Below are 16204 nucleotides of genomic sequence, written 5' to 3' on the forward strand. Positions count from 1 at the left end.
GGCAGCATCCCCCACGCCAGACTTGACGCCCCGCCAGCGATAGGGTCCCGTTGCGCCCGAAAACACCACAACGCTTTAGTACGCTTTCAGGAGACACTTTTATGGCTGACTCATTCCGCGCCCTCATGGTCACCAAGACCGATGATGGCCAATCCGTTGAATTAAAAGACATTACTGACGCGGAGCTCATGGAGGGTGACGTAACAGTCGCCGTCAGCCACTCCACTGTGAACTACAAGGATGGTCTGGCAATCACGGGTTCAGCGCCCATTCTGCGCGCGTCGCCCATCATTCCGGGCATCGATTTTTCCGGCGATGTCATTTCATCTGATCACGCAGACTGGAAGCCCGGCGATAAGGTCGTTCTCAATGGCTTTGGTGTCGGGGAAGGCCACAGCGGTGGGTACGCGCAGCGTGCACGCGTGAATGGTGACTGGCTCGTAAAACGCCCGGATGCCTTCTCAGCCGCAGATGCCATGGCCATCGGCACTGCCGGGTACACATCCATGCTGTGTGTTCTGGCGCTTGAGAAGCACGGCATTGGGCCCAAGGACGGCGACATTCTGGTAACGGGTGCCAATGGTGGTGTGGGCTCCGTCGCCATCGCCCTCCTTGCCAAGCTCGGCTATCGCCCTGTCGCGTCAACGGGTCGCCCGGAAGAAGCGGATTACCTCAAGAGCCTCGGCGCGGTTGATGTGATTGACCGCAAGGAATTCTCCGAACCCGGACGGCCTCTCGGCAAAGAACGCTGGGCTGGCGCGATTGATTCTGTCGGCAGCACGACGCTTGCCAATGTCATTTCTCAGACGAAGTACGGCGGAACGGTCGCTGCATGTGGCCTGGCCGGTGGTCTGGACCTGCCTGCAACCGTTTATCCGTTTATTCTGCGTGGCATCACACTGGCGGGTATCGACAGCGTGATGGCGCCGCGTGGCATTCGGGAAGAAGCGTGGAGCCGGTTGGCCCGTGACCTTGATCTGGACAAGCTCAACGCCATGACAAACACCATCGGACTTTCTGGTGTTGAAGGTGCCGCAGCGGATATCATGGCAGGCAAAGTGCGTGGCCGCCTTGTCGTGGACGTCAACGCCTAGAAATCAAACATGATCCGGATCGGCCCCATTATAGAGGGCTGACCGGTTGCTCTGGGGAGGGTGCGTGCATGTCATTGCCGCCATTCAGAAAAGTCGACTTCGTTGAAACGCGCGTGGATGTGGAACGCCGGGACGATGGTTCCATCGTTCTGGAAAACCCACATCCCATGGGAGACCCGGCGGCCAACGTCATTGAGCCATTAAAGAAGTGGGCATCGGAAGCCCCTGACCGTGTTTGGCTGGCCAAGCGTCGGGCACCTGAACCCGGTCAGGAATTCGGTGAGTGGGAGACGATCACCTACGCGCAGGCTTATGATCGTGTGCGCAGGATTGCGCAGGCCCTGATTGATCGCGGTGTGGAGCCTGGCAAACCTTTGATGATCCTCTCAGGTAATTCCCTTGAGCACGCCATGATGACCTATGGCGCCATGGCGACGGGAGCTGCTGCGGTTCCCGTCTCTCCAAGCTACAGCCTCATATCGTCTGACTACGCCAAGCTGCGTTATGTCTTTGAGCTCATCGAGCCCCAGGCCATTTTCGTGCAGGACGGCGTTATGTTCGAGAAGGCCATGGGCGCTCTCGACGTTGAGAACCTCAGTCTCATCCACGTGGAAAATCCAGGTCCGGCTTTCCATGGGTCGACGTCTTATGATGACCTGCTGAAGACTGAGCCTACAGATGCCGTAGACGCTGCCTATGAAGCGCTCGACTACGACACAGTCGCGAAGTACCTCTTCACGTCCGGTTCCACCGGTATGCCCAAGGCCGTCATTACGACCCACCGCATGATGTGTGTGAATGCCGTCATGGCGACCAAGCTCATTGAAGAAGGACCTGACGATCCACCACCAACCCTCGTCAATTGGCTGCCTTGGAACCACGTGTTTGGTGGCAATGCAGTGCTCAATAATCTGCTGACGGCCGGCGGCACCCTTTACATAGATGGCGGTCGGCCCGTCGCTGGTCAGTTCGCTGAAACGGTACAGAACCTGCGCGAGGTGGCACCAACCACCTACACCAACGTCCCTGCTGCATACGTCATGCTGATAGAAGAGCTCGAACGCGATGATGTGCTGGCGAAGAACTTCTTTTCCCGGCTTCGCTCCATGGGCTATGGCGGGGCGGCGTTGAATCAGGATCTTGCCGAGCGCATGCAGGCTGTTGCCATTCGCATCACCGGTGAACGCATCTTGTTTACGTCAGGCTACGGCGCCACAGAGACGGCGCCCACGATCATGAACACCCATTGGGAAACAGAGCGCATGGGCCTGCTTGGCCTTCCGCTCCCCGGTGTCCAGATCAAGCTGGTGCCAGCCGGCCTCAAGATGGAGGTCCGAGTCAAAGGCGACTGCATCACGCCGGGCTATTACAAGAACCCGGAAAAAACAGCCGACGCCTTCGATGAAGAAGGATTCTACAAGCTCGGCGATGCCGCCAAGTTCGTGGATGAAAACGATCCCAAGCAGGGCATTGTTTTCAACGGTCGCGTTGTCGAGGATTTCAAACTTTCCAGCGGTACCTGGGTCAATGCGGGCCGCATGCGTGTCCAGGCGGTGGAGGCGGGCGGTGGCCTCATCAATGATTGCCTTGTCGCGGGGCTTGATGAGCCATATGTCGGCGTTCTTGGTTTTCCCAACCTGCCTGCATGTCGCAAGGCTGCAGGGCTTGCCGACGATACACCGGCAGATGATGTTGTGCGCGCGCCTGGTGTGCTGGAGCGCATCGCGGAAGGTTTGCGGGAGCACAATTCGCGAAATCCTGGCTCGTCCACACAGATCCGCCGCGCTTTGTTGCTGGCAGAACCACCATCGCTTGATGCTGGCGAGCTCACAGACAAAGGTTACATCAACCAATCCGTGTCATTGACCCGGCGTAAGGACATGGTGGACAAACTTTTCACCGATCCTCCCGGCAACGACGTGGTGGTTGTCTAAGCCACCGCGGTCAGGCACATGAGTGGACAACGTCCATCTGCTCTTAGAACAAGGCCCTGAATGCCCGACTGGTATCTAGTTTTGAACGGCGTGCTTATCGGCATCGTGGTTGCGGCGCCCATCGGTCCGGTCAACTTGATCTGTATTCGCCGCACACTGGCCTATGGGCGTCTCAACGGATTTCTGTCCGGTCTGGGCGCTGCGGTAGGGGACGCTGTTTTTGCAATCGTCGCAGCGTTCGGCTTGACGGCCGCAGCCTCAATGCTGGTCTCGGTCGGCGATTGGCTTCAGGCTTTTGGTGGGATTTTTCTCATCGCACTGGGCATCCACACCTATCTGAGCAAACCCGCTGACAATGATACTGTTGCAACCAATACCAGCAGCAAGTTGGCGGCGGCAGTTTTGGCAACCTTCGTTCTGACAATTACCAACCCTGCCACAATGCTGGGCTTCGTCGCGATTTTCGGCGGTGTTGGAGGCCTGGTGACAACCGAGCCAAGTCTGTTGACCGCCACGCTACTCGTGGCAGCGGTCTTCATCGGGTCAGCATTGTGGTGGCTTGGTGTTACCATGACAGTGGGGTTGTTGCGTCATCGCATGACAGATCAAACACTGATCCTGATCAATCGCGTATCTGGCGTATTGATTGTATCCTTCGGTCTCTTTGTCATCGGACGATTGATCTACAATTCACAGGCCTAGGCCAAGGGTTAGAAATCCGGGCGCTTCGCCCAAGAACAAACTAAGGGAGTAGGGCACATGAATGGTGCAGAGAGCCTTGTGCAGACTTTCGTCAATTGCGGCGTGGAAGTCTGCTTCTCAAATCCTGGCACATCCGAAATGCATTTCGTGGCGGCCCTCGACAGAATTGACGGCATCCGTCCGGTGCTCGGTCTGTTTGAAGGCGTTGTGACCGGTGCAGCTGATGGCTATGGCCGCATGGCCGGAAAACCTGCAGCGACGCTTCTCCATCTTGGTGCCGGGCTCGGCAACGGTTTTGCCAATCTGCACAATGCCCGCCGCGCGGCCACGCCGATCATCAATGTTGTGGGTGAGCACGCAACGTATCACCGTCAATATGATGCGCCGCTGGCATCTGACATCGCCAGTGTCGCACGCCCGAACTCCGTCTGGATGGAAACTCCGGAGGAGGCAACTGAAGTGGCCGCCGCTGGTGCGCGGGCCTACGCAGCATCCATGAGCGCGCCAGGCGGTATCGCCACACTTATTCTTCCCGCTGATACCGCATGGCTTGATGCCGACGGCGCAGCAGACCCGGTTGAGATTGCCGCGTATAGCGAAGTTGATGGCGCCACGATCGACAAGGTCGCCGCTGCCCTCAAGAACGGAAAGAAATCTGCAATCCTCTTGCGCGGTCGCACGCTGCTGGCAGATGGTCTTGAACTTGCTGGACGCATTCAGGCGGCAACCGGCGCCCGTGTACTGTGTGATACTTTCACGCCCCGCATGCAGCGCGGTGCTGGTCGCGTAAAGATCGAACGCATTCCGTATTTTGCAGAACAGGCGGTCGAGCACATTGCTGAAGTCGAGCAGCTTATCCTGTGCGGTTCACAGAACCCGGTCGCCTTTTTTGCCTATCCCGGCAAGGAAAGCTGGCTGACGCCGCCCGACGCGGAAACGCTTGTTCTTGCGCGCCCGGAAGAAGACAGCCTGGCAGCTCTTGAGGCTCTGGCAGAAGCCGTTGGCGCACCAGCCCAGGCGCCTGAGCATGTCGCACTGGCAAAACCAGATCTTGGGTCCGGCACTCTTGACGCTGACGGCGTTGGTCGTGCGATCGCCCATTTCCTTCCCGATGGTGCTGTTGTTTCAGATGAGGGGGCAACAGCCGGGCTCTTTACAAATATCTACACCGAGACGGCAGCTCCACACGACCACATGACCCTCACCGGTGGAGCCATTGGACAGGGACTTCCGCTGGCTGCCGGTGCGGCACTGGCTTGCCCCGACCAAAAAGTCGTCTGCTTCCATGGTGACGGCGGCGCCATGTACACGCTGCAGGCCCTTTGGACCATGGCGCGAGAGAAGCTGGATGTTGTAACCGTCATTCTGTCGAACCGCTCATACGCCATCCTCAACATTGAGCTGATGCGTGTGGGGGCTGAAAATCCCGGCCCCAAGGCGCTCTCCATGCTGGATCTTCATAATCCGGAACTGAACTGGACCCAGCTCGCCAATGGCATGGGCGTTGAGGCCGTGCGCTGTGAGACCGCCGAGAAGTTCAATGACGCCTTCAAGTCGTCAATGTCCCGCAAAGGGCCATTCCTGATTGAGGCCATGATCTAGCGTCAAATCCCACCACTCCGGGGCAAAGCTATGCTTTGCATCGGGTGTCTGCGCTGGATACGGATTAACCAGCTAAGTAACTGGTGCAAAAAGCATCTTTGCTGTTACGATCTGCGGGCCGGGCAGGGGTAGCCTGGTGCGTACTCGCCTTGTTGGGGATCGGCCCGGCCTTTGCATATTTGTGCATGAATGGTCCGGGCAAAGGCCGGTTTTGAGACGCGCCTTGCTGCCCGGCACAAGTTTTGTGTGGCCGGTTGGATATCCAACACGGTGATTGCAGCAGGATTCTGGGGGCGTCGATGAGCATGACCTTCGACAAGAAAAATACCGATAACTCTGAAACAGGCGGTCAGCCACCTGCTGATCAGGCCAAGCCGCGCGACGCGTCTTCGTTGAATATCCATGACCTGGGTATCGATGTGGATGTTGCCGCAGAGGAATTCGTTGAACTGGACGCACCCGACGACGTGGATCGTGGCATTGAGCGCCTGATCCGCTCGGCCGGCGTTACCCCGCCAAAACGCGCAACGCCGTCAGCAAGTGTCACGCCCATCAGCGCTGCTGGAATGTCTGAAGCAGCCATCGGGCAAGCAACGGAACAAGCCGTCTCGGCAATGCCGAGTCCAGCAATCAAGGTCACTGATCCTGAAATTGCAGAACAGGTAGAGATCGCGGATGCCTCATCACGGATTCGCTCAAAGGCTGCTCTTGGTGACATGCAGCGCCCCATTGGCGAGCGCCTGGTAGAACTGGGTTATGTCAGCCGCACCGGTCTTGATGCTGCCATTGCTGAGCAAGAACGCAGCCCGCACAAACTGCTGGGCCGCATCCTGTCTGACCTGGATCTGTTTGAAGGCGAACAGGAGCAGACATCTGATAGCGCAGGGCATGATCCCCTGCACACCCTTATTGACCCTGAAGCTATTCAGGTGGCTCCGCAGGACTTGATCCGCTCAGCGCAGGTGCTCCCGGTGTCCCGTGGCAATGGCGCCATCATGGTGGCGATTGCTCACCCCAAAGACATTGATCGGATCGAAGACCTGCGTCCCTACCTTCCCGCGGGCACGCGTGTTGAGCCGTGCTTTTGGCCAAAAGACGCCTTGGATGAGACGATCGAGGCCGTCCTCGACCATGAAATGTCCGCTGAAGGGATCCTCAAAGGTCTTGCACACGGCACCGAAGAACGCGGTGCGGAGGCTACCGTTTGGGCTGATCCTGCCGTGCGGCTCGTTAATGCGGCCCTGCTTGATGCCGTGCGCGCAGATGCCAGCCATGCACACTTCGAGCCGGTAGATGGCTATGTCCGTCTTCGCTACCGAGTTGACGGTGCCATGCAACAGTCATCGTCGATCGACAAGCGCTTCTGGCAGCCTATCGCCACACACATGCGCAATCTCGCAGGCCTGGATGGTGCATTGGGTCAGGAGGGTGCAGAGCTTGGTGAATTCACCATGCGTCTGGGTGATCGCTTTTTCGTCTGTTCACTCAAGACATTCGACACATTGAATGGCGAACGCATGACGATTCGCATGGGCGAGATCGCGCGTGACCCGATGTCTCTTGGTGAGATCGGACTGTCAGACCATTCATCCGCTCTGGTACTGCGCTCACTGGTTCGGCCATCGGGCATGGTGGTTGTGGCAGGTGGCCGCGCGTCTGGTCGCACAACCAGCCTCTACGGCATGCTCGGTGAAATGAAGGCGGCAGAACGCTCCATTTTCACTGTGGAGCGTCGTATCGGCTATCGCTTGCCGCTGGTAAGCCAGCTTGAAGTGACCACCCAGCAGGCAAACAACCCGCAGACGCTGATTGAGGATGTTGTTGCACAGGATCCTGATGTCCTGTTGTTCGACAAGATCGACGGCAAAGCCGCTGCGCGTTCTTTGGCAAATGCTGCGTCAGCAGGTCGTCTGGTTCTGACCTCCATGGATGCGCCGGATTCCCTGTCGGCGTTGATCGAACTCATCGGTATGGTCGATGACCCACGTCACCTCGCAGGACGCATAACGACAGTCATGGCGCAACGCCTTGTTCGTCGCCTTTGCTCCGTGTGCAAACAATCACGCACGGCCAGCGCAGACGAGTGCTTCATTTTCGGACTTGATCCAACTGATCGACCAACCGTCTACCATCCCAACGGGTGCCCATCGTGCCGCTCGACCGGCTATCGCGGGCGGACGGTGATTTCGGAAGTCCTCATCATCGATGATGAAATGAATGACCTGATCGCCGAAGGTGCAAGCATTGCTGACCTTCGCGCAACGGCAGCCGACAAGGGCTTCCAGTCATTGGCTGATGATGGCGTACGCAAGGTATTGCACGGTGAAGTCAGCCCCGGTGAACTTGCCCGCGCGGTTGATCTGGCCGCGCGCCTGTAGAACTAACTGCCCAGACGACCTGCCAGCTGGCGTGCTTGCTGTGCGCCTTGGCGCGCATAAGTATTCCCAAGATTTGCTGCCGCAGCAGTGCACCGGCTATGCGCAGATTGCTGTCGCGAGTAGCCGGCATTGAACGCGCCGATAAGGGCGTTGCGCGACGCCTGGTCAATGTCGTTCGACGACAGAATATCCAGCATCTTGTTGCGCCATTGTTGACCCTCGCTGGGTCGGCAGAGTGTGCGCAGATAGTGAACCGCGCCAAGTGTTCCCGCCAGACGCGACAAGCCGTCTTCCAGTATTGGATTCGCGCGTGCAGGATCAGCCGCCGCAACCGTCATCATCAAAGACAGGGCGATCAACACGCATTGCAAAATTCGTCTTGGACCAACATTTGTCATTGCAGGCGATTATGCCTCAGCGAGAAGGTCTGCCAAAGCCTGATACGCTCATCTCAAACAAATAAATGAGGTTTGCCATGCCCGAGATGCTGGATTTTGTTGCCATTGATCATGTTGTCCTTCGTGTTGCGGACACGGAGCGGTCAATAGCCTTTTATGAGGGCGTACTCGGGATGCAGGTCGAGCGCCGCGTGGACATTGGCCTGGTGCAACTGCGCGCCGGGGCAAGCCTGGTAGATCTGGTCGATGTAGACAGCGAGCTTGGCCGCGCGGGCGGTGCTGCTCCAGGCTCTTCGGGCAACAACATGGATCATTTTTGCCTGGCCCTTGCGGAGTTTGACGAACAAGACATCCGCAACTGGCTCAAGGCCAATGGTGTGGAAGTTGGTGATGTTGCCCGGCGCTATGGGGCGGGAGGCTTTGGCCCCTCGCTCTACCTGTCAGATCCGGACGGCAATACGGTAGAGCTCAAGGGGCCTCCTGATCTCAACCAGTAAGACGCGCATACTTAGAGTTTGCACCCTCCGCAAATTTAGTTAGGATAACTTACTAAGTGGGCGTGCACGCCCTGACGGGAGGAAGTATGCGTAATCTGTTTACAGCCGCTTTTTTGGCCTCAGTACTGCTGGTTGGTGCGGTTTCAACACCATCAAATGCTCAGAGTTACCCTTTTCCGCTTTCTGACATCTCCACCGAATTGGGAATGACAGAAGAGAGATTTGAGCGGTGGTGGTCTCAGGCACCGGCATCCATGAAGTCCGAATTGTCCAGCCAGCCACTGGGCAAATGGCGACCCACAGTTGTGTGTGACGTACTTGGTTTTCGCATTGGCTCCACAGAAGGCGCTGAATGCCGTGAAACCAAATACAAGGAACGTATGGCTACAGCGGATCAATGGAACGCTGATGGATCCTACAAGGGACCGTCAGACGAATGCCTTGCCCGCAACAAGACCGACAAATGGGGTCGCCTGATCTGCGGCTAGCACCACACTAGCCTCGGCGGCCCATACAATCTGGGAGGAACATCTGATGCGATTGCGTTTTGGTTCTCTGTCTCTTCTGGCAGCCATGATGGCGTTTGCTGCGCCTTCTGCGAGTGCGGCCGAGTATACGCCAGAGCTACGCGCGTTCATGACCACCATGAATGACGTGGAGAAGGAGCGTTTTGAGCGGTGGTGGCGGGATATGCCCAGCTATTTCAAGAGCTCCCTTCATGATGCGCCATTTGAAGAATGGCGGGCCGTTATCTATTGCGATTTTCTGGGCTTCCGCGCCGGCACGGCACAAAGCGACAAATGTGTCGAAATGCGTACCAAGAGCTGGCAGCAAAATGCCAGTCAGTGGAACGCGGACGGCACGTTCAGAGGACCATCCTCGGAGTGTCAAGCGCGCGGACGAACAGACGAGTTCGGGCGGCTCATCTGTGTCGATGAAGACCTGCGTGAGGAAGTGCAGGAATATTGGGACAGCCTGCCGCACGACCAGAAGCTGAAAGAGTTTGCCCGCCCCGGCCACTTCTGGGAGGCCATGCAGCATTGCTATGAGGGTGAAGGCTACGCTGTTGGCAGCGAACTCTATACCCAATGCGAGCTGGCCTATGCCAACCGCAACGTACCGATCAACTAAGGCTTGCCGCCCGCAACGAATAGGGGCCGGAGCAGCAACACGCTCCGGCCCCTTTTGTATGTCCAGCCTCTAGAAAATCGCGTAACCGCCATCGATCACAAACGTATCCCCTGAGTGATAGGTGGACGCATCGGATGCCAGGTAAACGGCAACGCCACCAAAGTCTTCAGGTTCGCCCCAACGACGTGCCGGCACACGTGGAATGACTTTCTCGGCAAAGGCCGGCGCGTCCTGCGCTGCAGATGTCATGTCTGTTGCAATCCAGCCGGGCAGGATGGCGTTCGCGCGCACGCCGTGTTTTGCAAACTCGACAGCCACTGCTTTCATCATGGAAATCACAGCGCCCTTGGTGGCCGCATAGTGTTCATTGCGTCCTGCCCCTTCGATGGCCGCAAGACTTGCAATACCCACAATCGAGCCACCTGGATCTCCATTTTTTGAGCGCTCTTCCATATGGCGGCAGGCCTCGCGAAAGGTCCAGAAAACGCCATCCAGATTGACAGAAAGCACCTTGCGATACATTTCGGTGGTGATGTTCAAAAACGAGTTCGCACCATATCCGATGCCAGCATTCGCATAGACCGCATCAATCCGGCCCATCTGCTCTGCCGTCTTCACCATCGCGCTCACAACCGCATCTTCATCGGATACGTCCACGCGCATCGCAGCAATCTTGCCGCGCCCGTGCGCTTCAAGCTGCGCGACAGCCTTCTTATTTTTTTCTTCGTTGGTGCCCCAGATCATGATGTCAGCGCCGGACTGAGCCATGGCGTCTGCCATGCCAAGGCCGATGCCGCCATTGCCACCTGTTACCAGGGCAACCTTGCCGGTCAGATCAAACGGATTGTAAGCCATGATTGCTTCCTCGAATATTTGTTGTCTTTTGACGCTGAATGCGTTTTCCCCAGCACTATAACGCGCCAAGCGCCTCCGCCATATGCTCCGCCAAAGGCAGAGTCAGTGCATCCTTTGGTGTGATCCACTGAATGCCAGCCGCATCATCGGCCGCGACGGCAACTCCCTGTGCATAGTGAGCCTTGAAAACAACAAGCGCGTATCGCTTGGGGCCAGCATCAATCGAAAACCGGCCCAACTCACTCACAATGGTCGCAGTGACGCCGGTTTCTTCCAGCAGCTCCCTGTGCGCTGTCTGTTGGAAGGTTTCATTTGTCTCCACCTTGCCACCAGGAAACGCCCAGACACCCGCATTCTTACCGGTACGTCTGAGTACGAGCAGCACAAGCTCACCGTGCATCACCGCAATGCTTGCGGCATTGATGACGTTGGAATAGGTGCAAGAAGAAGTCGAAGGTGTTGGCGCGGATGATCGATCGGTCATTCGGCCAGTATGGCGTCAATTTCCGATTGGTCTATGCGCAGGCCCTGCCCATTGATGACGCCGCTGGCCATATCGACAAGGCGACGCAGCGATCCGGTGTACTTTGTCGCCATTTCAGAAACGACGGCGGCGTCAAAATCTTCACCATCGCCAATTGCCTTGGTCAGGGCTTCTGCAGCTTCGCCGGCCAACCTGTTGGCCTGCTCCACGATGGCGTCAAACGGCGCGCGGTGTTTTTCAGGTGCGTTTTCGTAGGCCAGAATGGCCAGGTCCTTTTCAGCAAAAGCCGATCGCAAAAAGTGTTCCTGGTAGCTAAGAGGCTGCCATTCGGCAATGTCCTCAATGCAGTCCGGCATATCCGCCGACATTTCAATCAGCATGACAACTTCATTGAAGTGGTTGAGGTAGTCGGTCGCCAAAAGTGTCTCAGGATTGATGTTCTTGCCGCCCGCCAGCAAGCCAAGCGTCCGCGGCCAGCCCATTTGCTTGGGCTTCTGTGCAGTTCTTACGTCACAGAGGGCATCCGTCGGGGCCAAGAAATCCTGCCTGTATAAACCTGGGTGTTGCCACTTAGGGTTGCAGGCTAACAGGCGATCCTTACTGCCGGCTTACTAGCTAAACAGCGAGAAAAGCCTAGTCTTCAGCGCTTTTTGTGGAATCCACGGACCTGATTTCATCAAGAACCGAGCATTCAAACTGGGTTTTGTAGCTCAATGCCTCATGGTCCGGCACAAGCGCGCAGCTATACATGCTCGCGTCCTGGACCAAAATCAGGGCGCCGCCAAGAATGCCTTTGATCTCGTAGCCCTTTTCCAGCAGACCGCCGAGCATCTCGTCAGTTTTGACAAAAGGCCCATGTCTTTGATCATCGGAGCCGTTCTGAGCGAACGCCGTGCCAAAGCCGAGACTAGCCAAGGTAAATGAGAGAGTGGCGGTGCATAGGCAAGCAAGGCGCATGGATGTCTCCTGAACAGTCTCAAACGGCTGGATAGCCAGCGTTTTGCCACTGGAGCAGTTAATGATCCATGCATAGTATCGCGTCCCATGTGCGGACGATATTCAATAACGACACCCCCTCAGGCAATGGCGGAGCTGTTCAATTTTCCAGAGCAGCCGAACTTTCCGCCGCGATGGAACATTGCCCCAACCCAACCGGTTCCCATCATCCGAAAGGGAGCCGATGGGCAACGCCATTTCATTCTTGTGAGATGGGGACTGGTGCCTGATTGGGCGCGTGAGGTGGGCTCAAAGCCACTCTTTAACGCCCGCGGTGAAACTGTTGCAGAGAAACCCGCATTCAGATCCGCATTCAAACGCCGCAGATGTCTTGTCCCAGCGGATGGGTTTTATGAGTGGAAGCCGGGCGGGGCTCAGCCAAAACAACCATATCTGATCCGCAGGCGCGATCGGGCACCCATGGCGTTTGCGGGTATTTGGGAGCATTGGCAGTCTCCCGAAGGTTCGGAGCTTGAAAGCTGCAGCATCATTACGACGCAAGCCAATGCGACACTGGCGCCCGTCCATCACCGCATGCCGGTCATCCTGAATCAGGCGGACTGGGAAACTTGGATTGATACGTCTGAGACTTTGGGGAAGCGGGCATTGGAACTGCTTGTTCCGTCTGCTGATGATTTGTTAGACATCGTTCCAGTTTCCACCCGCGTCAACGCGGTTGCCAATGACGATGCCGCTCTTCAGGACGAAGTCGACCCGGTTCAGGCAGAGCCGCCAGCAAAAACGAAGTCGGACAAAAAGCCTGATGACCAGATGACGCTTTTCTAATCCATACAGTCAATCAATCCCCATCGAGCCTCTTGCCCATCTGCGTATTTGGCTCCACCTGATACCCGATCGACTCGTAGAACCCCACGACCTTGTCGTTCCCGGACCGTACAATCAGGTTCATCTTGGGCACGCCGAGTGCCTGAAGCCACTGCTCCGCTTCTCTCATCACCAGCGCGCCCAGACCCTTTTCGCGACACGAGGGATGGACGCTCACATAGTAGATGCCGCCCCGGTGCCCATCATGGCCCACCATTGCGCTTGCGACGATGTTGCCGTCAATCAGCCCTACCAGAACGGTGGATGCGGGACCGGCCAATGCGAATTCGAAGTCCGCGTTGGCATCGTTCCAGGGCCGCGTAAGCCCGCAAATATCCCACAATTCTGTGACTTTTGCGCGATCCTCTGGCTTTGCTGAAGCGAACCGGATAGGAATTTGAGTGTGATTTTCGGCCATTTTGCGCGCCTCCCGCTAAAGTTTTGGCGGGAACGCCCGCAAAAACGAGCAAATCACGTTACAAGGCCCTATATTAGTTGAATAGGGTCGGCTTGGATTCCTGATGGCACTCGACATCTTCATTCTACTAGCGCTGGTTGGATTAAACGGCTTCTTCGCCTTATCGGAGATGGCCGTTGTTTCCTCGCGCTCTGCACGTCTGCAAGCTCTTGCGGACGGAGACCGTCGTGCCAATGGGGCGAAGGTTGCGGCACAGCTGCGCGAAAAACCTGAACGCTTTCTCTCCACGGTTCAGATCGGCATCACAATGATTGGCGTTCTGTCCGGTGCCTTCGGTGCCGCCACGGTGTCGGAGCCCCTTGGCCAGATGCTGTCCGGCATTGAGTGGATCGGCAGCTACGGGCAGCCTGTGGCGCTTGGTCTGGTGGTCGTGGTTGTCACGATCCTGACGCTGGTGATCGGTGAACTGGTCCCCAAGCGCATTGCCCTGGGCAATCCTGAGTACATCGCCAGTGGCATTGCCCGGCCGATGCTGGGCCTCTCCAAAGTCTTCTCCCCGCTTGTCGATTTCCTGTCGATACTAAGTGATCTGGCATTGCGTGTGCTGGGCATATCGGCGGAGCCCGTAAGCCAGGTGACGGAAGAAGAAATCCGTCAACTCGTGGTCGAGGGTGCCGAAGCGGGCGCAATTGAGGACGTCGAGCGCGACATCGTCCACCGCGTGTTCCGGCTCGGCGACAAGATGGCGTATGATATCATGACGCCAAGGCGTCAGGTCCCGTGGCTTGATCTGGACGCGCCACTGGAAGTGAACGCGGAAATCATTCGTGAAGCCCAGTCCATGCGCTATGTCGTTGGCCAAGGGCCAACGCGTGTTCCCGTTGGCGTTGTCAGGGCAGAGGATGTGCTTGCGGCACTACCGACCGATCTTGAGTTCGATATCTTTGCCAGCATGAGCGCGCCGCTTTACGTGCCTGAATCAGCGAAGGCCCTTCAGGTGCTCGGCACCATGCAGTCAGAAAACAAGTTCATGGCCCTCGTTGTGGATGAATTCGGCGAGGTCCAGGGCGCAATCACCATGGCGGAGATTTTCCGTGCCATGGTCGGTGACGTTACCGGCGACGGCAGCGCGCCGCGCATGAATGTTATCAACCGCAAGGACGGGTCATTTCTGGTCGAAGGCGGGGCAGCAGTAGACGAGCTCAAGGAGGTTCTGGGTCTTCAGTCCCTGCCGGGCGAAGACTCTGAGGATTTCAACACCCTTGCCGGCGCCATGCTGCACTTCTTTGGCAGATTGCCAACCGAAGGCGATGAGTTTGTCTGGGATGGCTATCGTTTTGAGATCGTCGATGTAGATGGCACACGCATCGACAAGGTGATGATTGCCCCGCTTCGCAATATTCCAATTGCAGGCCTGCGGAGCCCTGCGAGCAAGGCCAGCTAAAGCAGCTTGCCAGGGTTCATGATGCCCTTGGGATCCAGCGCCGCCTTTATCGCGCGCATCACGCCAAGTTCAACGTCGGATTTGTACGTCTTGATCTCGTCACGTTTGAGCGTGCCGATCCCATGTTCAGCTGAGATTGAGCCGCCCAGCGATGCAACGATCCCATGCACAATGTCATTCATGGCCTGCCACTGATCCAGAAAAGCTTGCGGGTCCATGGCAATGGGCTGACTGAGATTGAAATGGATATTGCCATCGCCAATGTGGCCGAACGGAACAGGCCGAACTCCCGGCATCGCCGCTGTGACGGCATCCGTCGCTTGCTGAAGAAACGCAGGAACGCTTGAAACCGGGACGGACACATCGTGCTTGATGCTGGCGCCTTCCAGTTTCTGCGCTTCCGACATGTTTTCCCGAAGCGCCCACAGCGCAGCCCTCTGGGTCTCGCTCTCAGCAAGTGTCGCATCCAGTACAAGACCATCGTCAATGGCATTGCCAAGGGCTGTCTCCAGCATGGTGCGCAGCCAGCCATCAGTGCCGGCTGTCACTTCTGCGAGCACATACCAATCGGAAGGGTGGGACAGCGGGTCTTTGGCACCTTCAAAATGCCGGAGTGTGAGTTCAAAACCGCTATCGCTGATGATCTCGAATGTTGAGACGAGGCCGCCGCTGGCATCTTGCAGGCGTGCCAGCAGTTCTACGGCAGCCTGCGGGTCTCGCAGGGCTGCAAAAGCGGTTTCCGTCGCCCTGGGTTTGGGAAACAGCTTCACAACCGCGCCGGTAATGATGCCCAAAGTCCCCTCGGCGCCGGCCAGAAGGCGGGTCAGATCATAGCCTGTATTGTCCTTGCGAAGTCCGGAGAGCCCATCCCAGATTTCGCCATTTGGCAGCACCGCTTCCAGCCCCAGAACCAGGTCGCGCATGGAGCCGTACCGCAATACCGCCGTACCCCCCGCATTCGTGGAGATGACTCCGCCGACCTGGCATGACCCCTCCGATGCAAGGCTCAAAGGAAAAAGCCTGTTGTTGCTGGCTGCCGCCTCTTGCGTCGTCTGCAACGTACATCCTGCATCCACTATCATCGTGTTGTTGAGAGGATCAACAGTCCGCACAGAATTCATGCGCTCGAGCGATACAATGACTTGGCTGCCGGACATGTCGGGTATCTGTCCACCAACAAGCCCCGTGTTGCCGCCCTGCGGCACAAGACCGGTGCCGGTTTCATGGGCAATGCGAACAATCGCTGCAACAGCGTCAACGCTTGCCGGTCGCAGCACGAGGGGAGTTTCCCCATGAAACAGGCCGCGCCACTCCACCAGATAGCGCGCAAGATCTTCAGAGTCCGGTCGTAGTGCACCCGCCGGCCCGGCGGCGTCCGCCAGCCTTGAAAGTGTGTCTGCTGATGGTCCACTCATATTCATACCTACTGACGTAGAGCCGATTGGC

17 protein-coding genes are annotated in these 16204 nt (G+C 57.3%); 10 read left to right on the plus strand and 7 right to left on the minus strand.

Annotated features, from left to right (window positions below; all coding sequences use genetic code 11):
* Positions 1-101 precede the first annotated feature (101 nt).
* The 5 genes from acuI to BN1012_RS03460 all read left to right on the plus strand — a co-directional run bounded on the left by acuI (position 102) and on the right by BN1012_RS03460 (position 7710).
* On the plus strand, positions 102-1094 hold the full coding sequence (acuI, locus tag BN1012_RS03440) for an acrylyl-CoA reductase (NADPH) (protein ID WP_043948532.1): 993 nt from the start codon (positions 102-104) through the stop codon (positions 1092-1094).
* Positions 1095-1162: 68 nt separating this feature from the next.
* Entirely contained in the window at positions 1163-3028 is a 1866-nt protein-coding gene (locus tag BN1012_RS03445; RefSeq protein ID WP_043948533.1) for an AMP-binding protein, read from the plus strand.
* Positions 3029-3088: 60 nt separating this feature from the next.
* The gene (locus BN1012_RS03450) at positions 3089-3730 is read left to right on the plus strand and encodes a LysE family translocator (protein ID WP_043948534.1); all 642 of its coding nucleotides are present in this window, start codon (positions 3089-3091) and stop codon (positions 3728-3730) included.
* 57 nt (positions 3731-3787) lie between these two features.
* Positions 3788-5332: an acetolactate synthase large subunit gene (locus tag BN1012_RS03455; RefSeq protein ID WP_043948535.1), complete on the plus strand. Its 1545-nt coding sequence runs from the start codon at positions 3788-3790 to the stop codon at positions 5330-5332.
* A 299-nt stretch (positions 5333-5631) separates the two neighbouring features.
* Positions 5632-7710 carry a GspE/PulE family protein gene (locus BN1012_RS03460; protein WP_043948536.1) on the plus strand — a complete coding sequence of 693 codons (2079 nt, stop codon included), beginning with the start codon at positions 5632-5634 and terminating at the stop codon, positions 7708-7710.
* 2 nt (positions 7711-7712) lie between these two features.
* Here BN1012_RS03460 and BN1012_RS03465 read toward each other — a convergent pair whose 3' ends face one another.
* On the minus strand, positions 7713-8069 hold the full coding sequence (locus BN1012_RS03465) for a TIGR02301 family protein (RefSeq protein ID WP_206778008.1): 357 nt from the start codon (positions 8067-8069) through the stop codon (positions 7713-7715).
* Between the two features lie 116 nt (positions 8070-8185).
* Between BN1012_RS03465 and BN1012_RS03470 the strand changes: the two genes are divergently transcribed.
* From BN1012_RS03470 to BN1012_RS03480, 3 genes are all read left to right on the plus strand, one after another.
* Positions 8186-8605 carry a VOC family protein gene (locus BN1012_RS03470; protein ID WP_244442940.1) on the plus strand — a complete coding sequence of 140 codons (420 nt, stop codon included), beginning with the start codon at positions 8186-8188 and terminating at the stop codon, positions 8603-8605.
* 86 nt (positions 8606-8691) lie between these two features.
* Entirely contained in the window at positions 8692-9093 is a 402-nt protein-coding gene (locus tag BN1012_RS03475; protein WP_043948537.1) for a hypothetical protein, read from the plus strand.
* 46 nt (positions 9094-9139) lie between these two features.
* Entirely contained in the window at positions 9140-9736 is a 597-nt protein-coding gene (locus BN1012_RS03480) for a hypothetical protein (RefSeq protein WP_043948538.1), read from the plus strand.
* A gap of 69 nt (positions 9737-9805) precedes the next feature.
* Here BN1012_RS03480 and BN1012_RS03485 read toward each other — a convergent pair whose 3' ends face one another.
* The 4 genes from BN1012_RS03485 to BN1012_RS03500 all read right to left on the minus strand — a co-directional run bounded on the left by BN1012_RS03485 (position 9806) and on the right by BN1012_RS03500 (position 12032).
* Entirely contained in the window at positions 9806-10591 is a 786-nt protein-coding gene (locus tag BN1012_RS03485) for an SDR family NAD(P)-dependent oxidoreductase (RefSeq protein WP_043948539.1), read from the minus strand.
* A 55-nt stretch (positions 10592-10646) separates the two neighbouring features.
* Positions 10647-11075: an NUDIX hydrolase gene (locus BN1012_RS03490; protein ID WP_052534495.1), complete on the minus strand. Its 429-nt coding sequence runs from the start codon at positions 11073-11075 to the stop codon at positions 10647-10649.
* Positions 11072-11557, minus strand: coding sequence for a hypothetical protein (locus BN1012_RS03495; protein ID WP_043948540.1), 486 nt, complete (start codon positions 11555-11557; stop codon positions 11072-11074). The genes BN1012_RS03490 and BN1012_RS03495 overlap by 4 nt, the downstream gene beginning before the upstream one ends.
* A gap of 151 nt (positions 11558-11708) precedes the next feature.
* Positions 11709-12032: a hypothetical protein gene (locus BN1012_RS03500; RefSeq protein ID WP_145973400.1), complete on the minus strand. Its 324-nt coding sequence runs from the start codon at positions 12030-12032 to the stop codon at positions 11709-11711.
* 87 nt (positions 12033-12119) lie between these two features.
* Between BN1012_RS03500 and BN1012_RS03505 the strand changes: the two genes are divergently transcribed.
* Positions 12120-12857, plus strand: coding sequence for an SOS response-associated peptidase (locus BN1012_RS03505; RefSeq protein WP_043948542.1), 738 nt, complete (start codon positions 12120-12122; stop codon positions 12855-12857).
* A 13-nt stretch (positions 12858-12870) separates the two neighbouring features.
* Here the strand turns inward: BN1012_RS03505 and BN1012_RS03510 are convergent, their stop codons facing one another.
* Positions 12871-13314, minus strand: a complete 444-nt coding sequence (locus tag BN1012_RS03510) for a GNAT family acetyltransferase (protein WP_043948543.1) — start codon at positions 13312-13314, stop codon at positions 12871-12873.
* 103 nt (positions 13315-13417) lie between these two features.
* Between BN1012_RS03510 and BN1012_RS03515 the strand changes: the two genes are divergently transcribed.
* On the plus strand, positions 13418-14758 hold the full coding sequence (locus tag BN1012_RS03515) for a hemolysin family protein (RefSeq protein ID WP_043948544.1): 1341 nt from the start codon (positions 13418-13420) through the stop codon (positions 14756-14758).
* Here BN1012_RS03515 and BN1012_RS03520 read toward each other — a convergent pair.
* Complete coding sequence (locus tag BN1012_RS03520) at positions 14755-16179, minus strand: FAD-binding oxidoreductase (RefSeq protein ID WP_043948545.1); 1425 nt, start codon at positions 16177-16179, stop codon at positions 14755-14757. The genes BN1012_RS03515 and BN1012_RS03520 overlap by 4 nt on opposite strands.
* Positions 16180-16204 lie beyond the last annotated feature (25 nt).

Origin of the sequence: Candidatus Phaeomarinobacter ectocarpi (assembly GCF_000689395.1) — a bacterium.
Classification (GTDB): domain Bacteria; phylum Pseudomonadota; class Alphaproteobacteria; order CGMCC-115125; family CGMCC-115125; genus Pyruvatibacter; species Pyruvatibacter ectocarpi.

Excerpts from the sequence above, each read along its gene's own strand:
- acuI (WP_043948532.1), top strand. The coding sequence starts at position 102 with ATGGCTGACTCATTCCGCGCCCTCATGGTCACCAAGACCGATGATGGC.
- BN1012_RS03445 (WP_043948533.1), top strand. The coding sequence starts at position 1,163 with ATGTCATTGCCGCCATTCAGAAAAGTCGACTTCGTTGAAACGCGCGTG.
- BN1012_RS03450 (WP_043948534.1), top strand. The coding sequence starts at position 3,089 with ATGCCCGACTGGTATCTAGTTTTGAACGGCGTGCTTATCGGCATCGTG.
- BN1012_RS03455 (WP_043948535.1), top strand. The coding sequence starts at position 3,788 with ATGAATGGTGCAGAGAGCCTTGTGCAGACTTTCGTCAATTGCGGCGTG.
- BN1012_RS03460 (WP_043948536.1), top strand. The coding sequence starts at position 5,632 with ATGAGCATGACCTTCGACAAGAAAAATACCGATAACTCTGAAACAGGC.
- BN1012_RS03470 (WP_244442940.1), top strand. The coding sequence starts at position 8,186 with ATGCCCGAGATGCTGGATTTTGTTGCCATTGATCATGTTGTCCTTCGT.
- BN1012_RS03475 (WP_043948537.1), top strand. The coding sequence starts at position 8,692 with ATGCGTAATCTGTTTACAGCCGCTTTTTTGGCCTCAGTACTGCTGGTT.
- BN1012_RS03480 (WP_043948538.1), top strand. The coding sequence starts at position 9,140 with ATGCGATTGCGTTTTGGTTCTCTGTCTCTTCTGGCAGCCATGATGGCG.
- BN1012_RS03485 (WP_043948539.1), bottom strand. The coding sequence starts at position 10,591 with ATGGCTTACAATCCGTTTGATCTGACCGGCAAGGTTGCCCTGGTAACA.
- BN1012_RS03490 (WP_052534495.1), bottom strand. The coding sequence starts at position 11,075 with ATGACCGATCGATCATCCGCGCCAACACCTTCGACTTCTTCTTGCACC.
- BN1012_RS03495 (WP_043948540.1), bottom strand. The coding sequence starts at position 11,557 with ATGGGCTGGCCGCGGACGCTTGGCTTGCTGGCGGGCGGCAAGAACATC.
- BN1012_RS03500 (WP_145973400.1), bottom strand. The coding sequence starts at position 12,032 with ATGCGCCTTGCTTGCCTATGCACCGCCACTCTCTCATTTACCTTGGCT.
- BN1012_RS03505 (WP_043948542.1), top strand. The coding sequence starts at position 12,120 with ATGTGCGGACGATATTCAATAACGACACCCCCTCAGGCAATGGCGGAG.
- BN1012_RS03510 (WP_043948543.1), bottom strand. The coding sequence starts at position 13,314 with ATGGCCGAAAATCACACTCAAATTCCTATCCGGTTCGCTTCAGCAAAG.
- BN1012_RS03515 (WP_043948544.1), top strand. The coding sequence starts at position 13,418 with ATGGCACTCGACATCTTCATTCTACTAGCGCTGGTTGGATTAAACGGC.
- BN1012_RS03520 (WP_043948545.1), bottom strand. The coding sequence starts at position 16,179 with ATGAATATGAGTGGACCATCAGCAGACACACTTTCAAGGCTGGCGGAC.